The organism is Streptomyces atriruber (assembly GCF_001418325.1).
Lineage (GTDB): Bacteria > Actinomycetota > Actinomycetes > Streptomycetales > Streptomycetaceae > Streptomyces > Streptomyces atriruber.
On the sequence record NZ_LIPN01000379.1, the window covers coordinates 1 to 8,847 of the forward strand.

Sequence of the window (8,847 nt, forward strand, 5' to 3'; positions counted from 1 at the left end):
CCCGTCCCCCGAGCCGCCCGTCTGTGAACCCTGGATCGGCCCGATCCAGATCTGCCACGCTCCCTGAGCCGCCGGGCGCGGCCATGCGCCGTGCCCGGCCCCGATGCAGGATGGCCTCATGCTGCTTGCCCGGCTCGCGCACGTGTCCAAGGAAGTGGCCGCCACGTCGGCGCGGTCCCGGAAGATCGCCCTGCTCGCCGAGTTGTTCCGGGCCGCGGAGCCGGAGGACGTACCGATCGCCATCCCCTACCTGTCGGGGCGGCTGGCGCAGGGGCGGCTCGGCATCGGCTGGAGCACGCTCAAGCACGCGGTGGCGCCCGCCGCCGAGCCGACGCTCACGGTGCGCGCGGTGGACGCGGCGCTCACCGCGATCGGATCGGTGTCCGGCGCCGGGTCGCAGGCCGAACGCAAGCGTCTCGTCGGCGCGTTGATGGGGGCGGCGACCGCCGACGAACAGGGGTTCCTGATCGGTCTGCTGACCGGCGAGGTCCGGCAGGGCGCGCTGGACGCGGTGGCGGTGGAAGGGCTCGCGCTGGCCACGGAGACTCCGGCGGACGCCGTGCGGCGTTCCGTGATGCTCGCCGGTTCCGTGAGTCCGGTCGCCCAGGCCCTGCTGGCGGACGGCGCGGCGGCTCTGGACGCGTTCCGGCTGACCGTGGGTCGGCCGGTCCTGCCAATGCTCGCGCACAGCGCCGCCTCCGTCGCGGAGGGCATCGACAAACTGGGGGCGTGCGCGGTCGAGGAGAAGCTGGACGGCATCCGCGTGCAGGTGCACAGGGACGGGGACGACGTACGCGTCTACACCCGCACCCTGGACGACATCACCGACCGGCTGCCCGAACTGACCGCCGCGGCGCTCGACCTGGAGGGCACGCACTTCATTCTGGACGGCGAGGTCATCGCGCTGGACGCGGACGGGCGACCCCGGCCGTTCCAGGAAATCGCGGGGCGCGTCGGTTCCCGCGTCGACGTGTCGGCCGCGGCCGCCGGGCTGCCCCTGTCCCCCGTCTTCTTCGACGCCCTGTCCGTGGCCGGGCGGGACCTGCTCGACCTGCCGTTCAGCGAGCGCCACGCGGCACTGGCGGCGCTGGTGCCCGAGCCGATGCGGGTGCGGCGCGCGCTCGTGGCCGACCCGGACGACGAGCGGCTGCGCGGCGAGGCCCAGGAGTTCTTCGAGGCGACGCTGGGGCGCGGCCACGAAGGGGTCGTACTGAAAGGGCTCGACGCCTCCTACAGCGCGGGCCGCCGGGGCGCCTCCTGGCTCAAGGTCAAACCCGTGCACACGCTGGACCTCGTGGTGCTGGCCGCCGAATGGGGGCACGGGCGCCGCACCGGCAAGCTGTCCAACCTGCACCTGGGCGCGCGTCGGCCCGACGGCACGTTCGCCATGCTAGGCAAGACGTTCAAGGGAATGACGGACGCCATGCTCGCCTGGCAGACCGAGCGGCTGCGGGAACTGGCGGTCGAGGAGAGCGGCTACGTCGTACGGGTGCGCCCCGAACTCGTCGTGGAGATCGCCTACGACGGGCTCCAGAGATCCACGCGCTACCCGGCGGGCGTCACGCTCCGGTTCGCCAGGGTCGTGCGTTACCGCGAGGACAAGTCCCCCGAGGAGGCGGACTCGGTCGAGACGGTGCTGCGGAACGGTCCCGGCGCGGCGTAACCCATGATCTTGTGGCGCGTTGATTCACGCATGCACGAGATCACCAAGAAGTTCGCCGCAGGGATCGCCACCATCGCCGCCGCGCTCGGCTGCCTCATCGCCACCGGGCCTTCGGCGGTCGCCGACGGCAAGTGGTGCAACCACTCCGTCTGCATCGAGACGTACGACTCCGGCACCTATCTGGGCCGGGTCGAGGTGTCGGTCGTCAACACCAACCAGCCGAACCGCATCAGCGCCCGGGTGTGGACCACGAACGGCTGGAGCGCCAACACGAAGGTGGAGGACGTCGCCCAGTTCAGGACCTACCGCGACCAGGCGTACCCCCAGCGGCACTTCCCCGCGGGCACCCGGCTCTGCGCGGAGGGCTTCCGCGGCGGGGCGAGCGTGGGGCTTCCCTGTGTGACCCTCACCGACTGATCTCGGCCACTGCCCCTCGGCGGCCCCATCGGCGTGTCCGGTGGGGCCGCTCGTCGTCCGGAGGGATTTTGCCATTCCTTGGCCCCGATAGGGTGACAGGCCGGGGGAGATCAATCCATCACGCAAGGGGAGAAGCTGTGCCCGCCTCACGACTCAGCCGTACGCCGCTTCCAGGCATCGGCATCCGGTACGACCTCACGACCCGAGAACAGCAGCGTCTGTCGGTGGTCGCGCACCGGGACGGAGCACGGACGTTGAGCGCCTACCGGTCCGACGACCCGGATGAGTGCGCGCTGTCGACGCGACTGAGTTCGGGCGAGGCCGACGCGCTCATCGACGCCCTGATGCCTTCGCACCACAGCCCGACGCTCCTGCACACCACCGACTTGGGCCTGGTCGCCGAGCGCGTGCTGCTTTCGGCCACCTCGCACTGGAACGGGCGGCTCCTCGGCGAGACCCGGATGCGGACCGAGACCGGTGTGTCGATCGTGGCCGTGCTGCGCAGGGCCGACGCCATTCCGTCGCCCGCTCCCGACTTCCGGCTGGCCGGTGGGGACACCCTCATCGTCATCGGGACGCGTGAGGGCGTGGAGACCGCCGCGACGATACTCGGTCGGGAGTGATCGCATGCATTCCGCTGTCTTTCTGATCGAATTCGGCGCGATCATCCTCGCCCTCGGTCTGCTCGGCCGGTTCGCGGGACGATTCCAGTTCTCGCCGATCCCGCTGTACCTGCTGGCCGGACTCGCGTTCGGCGAGGGCGGGCTGCTGCCGCTGGGCGCCAGCGAGGAGTTCGTCGCCATCGGCGCCGAGATCGGCGTCATCCTGCTCCTGCTGATGCTCGGGCTCGAATACACGGCCAACGACCTGGTCAGCAATCTCAAGACGCAGTACCCGGCCGGTCTGGTCGACTGCACCCTCAACGCTCTGCCCGGCGCCATCGCCGCGCTGCTCATGGGCTGGGGTCCGGTCGCCGCCGTCGTACTCGCCGGCGTCACCTGGATCTCCTCGTCCGGCGTCATCGCCAAGGTCCTCGGCGACCTCGGCCGACTCGGCAACCGCGAGACCCCGGTCATCCTCAGCGTCCTGGTCCTCGAAGACCTCGCGATGGCCGTCTATCTGCCCATCATCACCGCCCTGTTGGCAGGGGTCGGACTCGCGGCGGGCAGCCTCACGCTCGCCATCGCGCTCGGCGCCGCGGGCATCGTCCTCTTCATCGCCGTGCGTTACGGGCGGCTCATCTCGCGGTTCGTCTCCAGCGACGACCCGGAGAAGCTGCTTCTGGTGGTACTTGGTCTGACCATCCTCGTCGCGGGTATCGCGCAGCAGCTCCAGGTGTCCGCGGCCGTCGGCGCGTTCCTGGTCGGCATCGCGCTCTCCGGCGAGGTCGCCGAGGGCGCGCACTCGCTGCTCGCGCCGCTGCGGGACCTCTTCGCGGCCGTCTTCTTCGTCTTCTTCGGGCTGCACACCGACCCGTCGAGCATCCCGCCGGTGCTGCTGCCCGCGTTGGCGCTCGCCGTCGTGACCGCCCTGACGAAGATCGCGACCGGCTACTGGGCGGCCCGCCGTGCGGGCGTCTCGATCAAGGGCCGGTGGCGGGCGGGCGGCGCGCTGGTGGCGCGCGGCGAGTTCTCCATCGTCATCGCGGGGCTCGCGGTCGCGGCGGGCATCGAACCGTCGCTCGGCCCGCTGGCCACGGCGTACGTCCTGATCCTCGTGATCGTCGGACCGCTGACCGCCCGTTACACGCAGCCCATCGCGGGTTACGTGGGCGGCGTACTGGCACGTCGCCGTACCACCGCCGGTGCCGATACCGGCACCACGGCCGAGTCGGCCGCCGAAGTCCCGCAGGTGCCCGGTCCCCGGGACACGGTCGAGGCCCTGGACGGGCAGGACGCGACCGACCGGTCCTAGCCGGTACGGGCCGACGCTCACGACGACCGCACCGGGCGGCACGCGGGGAATCCCCCTCGTGCCGCCCGAGCCGTCCGAGCCGTCATCGGAGCGCCGACCGGCCGATCCCGACTAGCCGATGCATCTGGGCCGGAAGGCCGCGTCGGCAGGCCCCTCGCGGTCCAGCGCGTTCAGCACCCACCGGGCGACGACAGGATCCTTCGTCGCCTGGTCGTGCATGAACGGGTCCAGCGGACAGCTGTCCTGAAGGACGACGTTGGTGACGTACTCCTTGGGGCCGTTCAACAGGGCACTGGTGTACGGGACCACGACCTCGTCGTGCCGCGTGGTGACGACCGTGTAGTCGGGCCCGGCCGGTGTCTCGGTCCCTTCGTTGAGCTTCGTCAGCAGCTCGGAGCCCGCCATCTGGTCGATGCAGGCGGGGCAGGCGAGGTCGCCGAGCGGCTTGGCCAGCGGGTTCGCCGTGCCGTGGTTGGACGGCACGATGCCGATCAAGTCGTCGACCTTGTCCGCTCCGTCGAGGAACTTCACGTAGTAGCGGGGCATCATGCCGCCCTGGCTGTGCCCGACGAGGTCGACCTTCGCCGCCCCCGTGGCGGCGCGCACGGCCTCGACGAAGTCACCGAGCTCCGCGGCCGACCGCGGGACCGAGGCGGTCGCCAGCTTTCCGTAGTTGAACGCGAAGACGCAGTAACCCGCCCTCTTCAGCTTCGGCGAGAGCGTGGCCCAGTTCTCCGCCATCAGTTTGAACGTGCCGTTGACCAGGACGACCGGCTGCGGGTGCGCCGGGTCCGGCTTGCAGGACCAGTCGTTGGCTCCGCGGGGCGGGACGTCCAGGACCGAAGTCGGCGCGGAGGCGTGCGCCGGGGCGGCCAGGCCCACGCATCCGAGGGCGAGGGTGGCCGCGACGGTCAGCAGGGACCGTAGGGCGAAACGCGAGTGCATCGGCATTCCCATCGTGAAGTGACGTGTAGTGCATCGACGAACGCGGTTCGACAATGTCGACCGCTGGTCGAGATCATTTTCGGTGCGCACATGCCACGTCAAGAGGATTTACCGACCAGTACGGATTCTTCGTGCGCGGAGGCCGTCGTTCCGATCAACCGCGCCATACGGGCAGTTCGGGCATCTCGCGGACTCGCCTCCCACAAGCCCACTCCGGCCTGGCACGATGCTCTCCATGACCTCAGGTCCCGCCTTCCGCCTCGCACGAGCCGCGATGTTCGCGGCCGTGTGCGTGGTGGCGACGGGCCTCGGTCACGCGGTCATGTCCGGGGCCGCGCTGCCCTGGTGGGCACTGGGATACGCGTTCGCCGCCACGGTCGCCGCCGCGTGGTGGCTGACGGAGCGCGAGCGCGGGGCCGTCACCGTCATCGGCGCCACGGTCGCGGCGCAGCTGTGTCTGCACGAACTGTTCGGCCTGGCCCAGCGCATGGCCGGGCCACCGGGCGGGGGCGGGGCGGCGGGCGCGGCCCGGGGTTACCCCGACGACGGCATGAACCACCTGAACCACCCGATGCCGATGACCGTGCCGTCGCCCGGTGCCGGGTCGTCCGGTCCCGGGTCGGACGACGCCGGTTCGTCCGCCGCTTCGATGCATGCCGCCGCCATGCCGGACAACGGCATGTCCCACTGGATCATGTCCGTCTTCGGGCACAGCGGCTTCGGCATGTTCCTCGCCCACGTGGTCGCCGCGCTGATCTGTGCCCTGTGGCTGTGGCGCGGCGAGGCAGCCGTCTTCCGTACCGGTCGCGCGCTGGCCGCGGCCGTCTTCGTGCCGCTGCGGTACGTGCTCGCGGTCGTCGTCGCGGCCCTGCCGCCGGCACCGCCCCACGTCGCCGCGCTCGTGCCCGTGCCGCGGCTGCGCGGGGTCCTTCTCCAGCACGTCGTATCACGCAGAGGTCCACCGGTCCTTCCGGTCAGTTCCTGACACCGCCCGCACCCCTTGGTGCCGGGCGGATATTCGGCGTCCGCCCGCAGGGAGTCCCTCCCTCGTCGTGCGTCCGCGCCGCTTCCTGAACTCCTTTTACCGAAGGACCTTTTGCGATGACTCCTGCCCTTTTGCGATCCCGGCCCGGTGTGGACCCGACCCGCGACGAGCTGACCACTCAGTGGGCGCTGGCGGCCCGCGACGGCGACGCCCAGGCGTTCGAAAAGTTCGTCAGGGCCACGCGTCTCGACGTCTGGCGCTTCACCGCCCATCTCAGCGGTGACCTGCACGCCGCCGACGACCTGACCCAGGAGACGTACCTCCGGGCCCTCACCGCACTGCCCGGCTTCGCGGCGCGGTCCAGCGCGCGGACCTGGCTGCTCGCCATCGCGCGCCGCGTGGTCGCCGACCGCTTCCGCTCGGCGGCGGCCCGGCCCCGGATCGCCGACACGGGCGACTGGCAGGCGGCCGCCGAGCGGGCCCAACCGCACGGTCTGCCGGGGTTCGAGGAGGGCGTGGCCCTGCTCGACCTCCTGGAGACGCTCGACGCGCCGCGCCGTGAGGCGTTCGTCCTGACCCAGCTCGCCGGGCTGCCGTACGCGGACGCGGCGGCCGCCGTCGGCTGTCCGATCGGCACGGTGCGTTCGCGCGTGGCGCGGGCCCGGGAGCGGGTGAGCGAGCTGCTGCTCGCGGCGGACCACGCCGCCTAGCGGTCCCGTGCCGTGCCAGGGGCCTCCCTCGGGCGGGAGGCCCCTGCCGCGATGCGCGAGGCCCCCGGTCGCGGCCCCCGAGCAGGCCGTTTAGCGTGGTGCGGGGGTGTCTGGAGGCCATCGCCATGGACCGTGAAGCCGTGCCCGCGCCGGAACCCGCCCCGGTGCCCGATCCCGTACGCGGGACGGGAGCGTCCGTGCCCCACACGGGAGGCGGGCGGCACGAACATCGCTGGCTGATCCTCGCGGTGGTCGGAATCGCCCAGCTCATGGTGGTGCTCGACGCGACGATCGTGAACATCGCGCTGCCCTCGGCCCAGAAGGATCTGGGCTTCTCCGACGGCAACCGCCAGTGGATCGTCACCGCGTACGCGCTCGCCTTCGGCTCCCTGCTGCTGCTCGGCGGGCGCATCGCCGACCTGGTGGGGCGCAAAGTCGTCTTCCTCGCCGGTCTTGCGGGCTTCGCGGTGGCGTCCGCGATCGGCGGCGCGGCGACGAGCTTCTCGATGCTGGTGGCGGCCCGCGCGCTGCAGGGCGTCTTCGGCGCGCTCCTCGCGCCCGCGGCCCTGTCGCTGCTCACGACCACGTTCACCGATCCCCGGGAGCGCGCCAAGGCGTTCGGCATCTACGGCGCGATCGCGGGCGCGGGCGGCGCGGTGGGGCTGCTGCTCGGCGGCGTGCTCACGGAGTATCTGGACTGGCGCTGGTGCCTGTACGTGAATCTCGCGTTCGCCCTGATCGCCATGGTCGGCGGTGCGCGGCTGCTGCACTCGGGCGCCCCGCCGGACCGGCCCAAGCTGGACGTGCCCGGCACGCTGCTGGTGTCGGCCGGTCTCTTCTGCATCGTGTACGGCTTCTCCAACGCCGAGACGCACGCCTGGAGCGACGCGATGACCTGGGGGTTCCTGGTCGTCGGCGCGGTGCTCCTGGTGGTGTTCGCGTGGTGGCAGACACGGGCCGCGCATCCGCTGCTGCCGCTGCGGGTCGTCCTGGACCGCGACCGCGGGGCCTCGTTCCTCGCGATGTTCATCTCGGGCGCCGGCATGTTCGGCGTGTTCCTGTTCCTCACGTACTACCTGCAGCAGATCCTCCAGTACACGCCCGTCAAGACCGGCGCGGCCTTCCTGCCCATGGTGGCGGTGATGGTGGTGGCCTCCGTGGTGACCACCAACAACCTGGTGCCTAAGGTGGGCGCGAAGCCGATCGTGCCGCTGGGCATGGGACTCTCCGCGGCCGGCATGGCCTGGCTCACCGCCCTCGACGTGCACAGCGGTTATGCGGCGCACGTGCTGCCGCCGCTGCTGGTCGCCGGGCTCGGCCTCGGCCTGATCTTCGCCCCGGCGATGAGCATGGCGACGGCCGGTGTCGCGGCCCACGACGCGGGGGTGGCCTCCGCGATGGTCAACACCAGCCAGCAGGTGGGCGGTTCGATCGGCACGGCCCTGCTGAACACGCTCGCCACCACCGCGGCGTCCAACTACCTGGTGGGCAGGCAACCGACGCCCGAGGTGCAGGCGCAGGCGGCGATGCAGTCGTACTCGACCGCCTACTGGTGGTCGGCCCTCTTCTTCACGATCGGCCTCGTCGTTACCGTCGTGCTGTACCGCAGAGGGGCGCCGCGGCCGACGGAGACGGGCAGCGGCGCGGTCCACATGTAGGGCGGTGGCGCGATGGGTTCGAGCCCGGACCACCCTGGTCGGGAAGCGGCTCCGGCTCCCGACGGCGGAGGCGTCGGACACGGCGACGGCACCGAAAGCGGTGGAGCCGAAGGCGGTGGCGGTGTCGCGCTGGCCTCCGCCCGCGGCCGCTGGGTCCTGCTGTGCGCGGTTCTCGCCTCGGGCATGGCGATGCTCGACGGGACCGTCGTCAACGTCGCCCTGCCGACGCTCGGCAAGGACCTCGACGCGTCCATCTCGGCCCTGCAGTGGGTCGTCAACGCCTACATGCTCACGCTCTCCGCGCTGCTGCTGCTCGGCGGGGCGCTCGGCGACCGCATCGGGCGGCGGCGCACTCTGGTCGTCGGCGTGGTGTGGTTCGCGGCGGCCTCGGCTCTGTGCGGGCTCGCGCAGGACGCCGGGATGCTGATCGCGGCCCGCGCCCTCCAGGGCGTCGGCGGGGCGCTGCTCACGCCGGGTTCGCTGGCGCTCGTCCGCGCCTCGTACCGCCCCGACGACCAGGCCCGCGCGGTGGGCGCCTGGTCGTCGGGGCGGTAC

General features: G+C 71.8%; 9 protein-coding genes. 8 read left to right on the forward strand and 1 reads right to left on the reverse strand.

Annotation, left to right across the window (positions count from 1 at the left end; translation table 11 throughout):
- Positions 1-118 precede the first annotated feature (118 nt).
- The 4 genes from AOK03_RS32735 to AOK03_RS32750 all read left to right on the forward strand — a co-directional run bounded on the left by AOK03_RS32735 (position 119) and on the right by AOK03_RS32750 (position 3,994).
- Positions 119-1,663 carry an ATP-dependent DNA ligase gene (locus AOK03_RS32735; protein WP_055569015.1) on the forward strand — a complete coding sequence of 515 codons (1,545 nt, stop codon included), beginning with the start codon at positions 119-121 and terminating at the stop codon, positions 1,661-1,663.
- A gap of 30 nt (positions 1,664-1,693) precedes the next feature.
- Positions 1,694-2,080, forward strand: coding sequence for a hypothetical protein (locus AOK03_RS32740; RefSeq protein ID WP_055569016.1), 387 nt, complete (start codon positions 1,694-1,696; stop codon positions 2,078-2,080).
- A 137-nt stretch (positions 2,081-2,217) separates the two neighbouring features.
- Positions 2,218-2,703 (forward strand): cation:proton antiporter regulatory subunit, encoded by a 486-nt coding sequence (locus tag AOK03_RS32745; protein ID WP_055569017.1) that lies wholly within the window; start codon positions 2,218-2,220, stop codon positions 2,701-2,703.
- A gap of 4 nt (positions 2,704-2,707) precedes the next feature.
- Positions 2,708-3,994, forward strand: a complete 1,287-nt coding sequence (locus tag AOK03_RS32750) for a cation:proton antiporter (protein WP_079075098.1) — start codon at positions 2,708-2,710, stop codon at positions 3,992-3,994.
- A gap of 111 nt (positions 3,995-4,105) precedes the next feature.
- Here the strand turns inward: AOK03_RS32750 and AOK03_RS32755 are convergent, their stop codons facing one another.
- Entirely contained in the window at positions 4,106-4,939 is an 834-nt protein-coding gene (locus AOK03_RS32755; RefSeq protein WP_055569018.1) for an alpha/beta fold hydrolase, read from the reverse strand.
- A gap of 235 nt (positions 4,940-5,174) precedes the next feature.
- Between AOK03_RS32755 and AOK03_RS32760 the strand changes: the two genes are divergently transcribed.
- From AOK03_RS32760 to AOK03_RS32775, 4 genes are all read left to right on the forward strand, one after another.
- Positions 5,175-5,924: a hypothetical protein gene (locus AOK03_RS32760; RefSeq protein WP_063792628.1), complete on the forward strand. Its 750-nt coding sequence runs from the start codon at positions 5,175-5,177 to the stop codon at positions 5,922-5,924.
- 116 nt (positions 5,925-6,040) lie between these two features.
- Complete coding sequence (locus AOK03_RS32765; protein ID WP_055569020.1) at positions 6,041-6,634, forward strand: sigma-70 family RNA polymerase sigma factor; 594 nt, start codon at positions 6,041-6,043, stop codon at positions 6,632-6,634.
- Positions 6,635-6,759: 125 nt separating this feature from the next.
- Positions 6,760-8,292: an MFS transporter gene (locus AOK03_RS32770; RefSeq protein WP_079075099.1), complete on the forward strand. Its 1,533-nt coding sequence runs from the start codon at positions 6,760-6,762 to the stop codon at positions 8,290-8,292.
- 12 nt (positions 8,293-8,304) lie between these two features.
- A partial coding sequence (locus AOK03_RS32775) for an MFS transporter (RefSeq protein ID WP_244177843.1) occupies positions 8,305-8,847 on the forward strand: 543 nt, incomplete at its 3' end.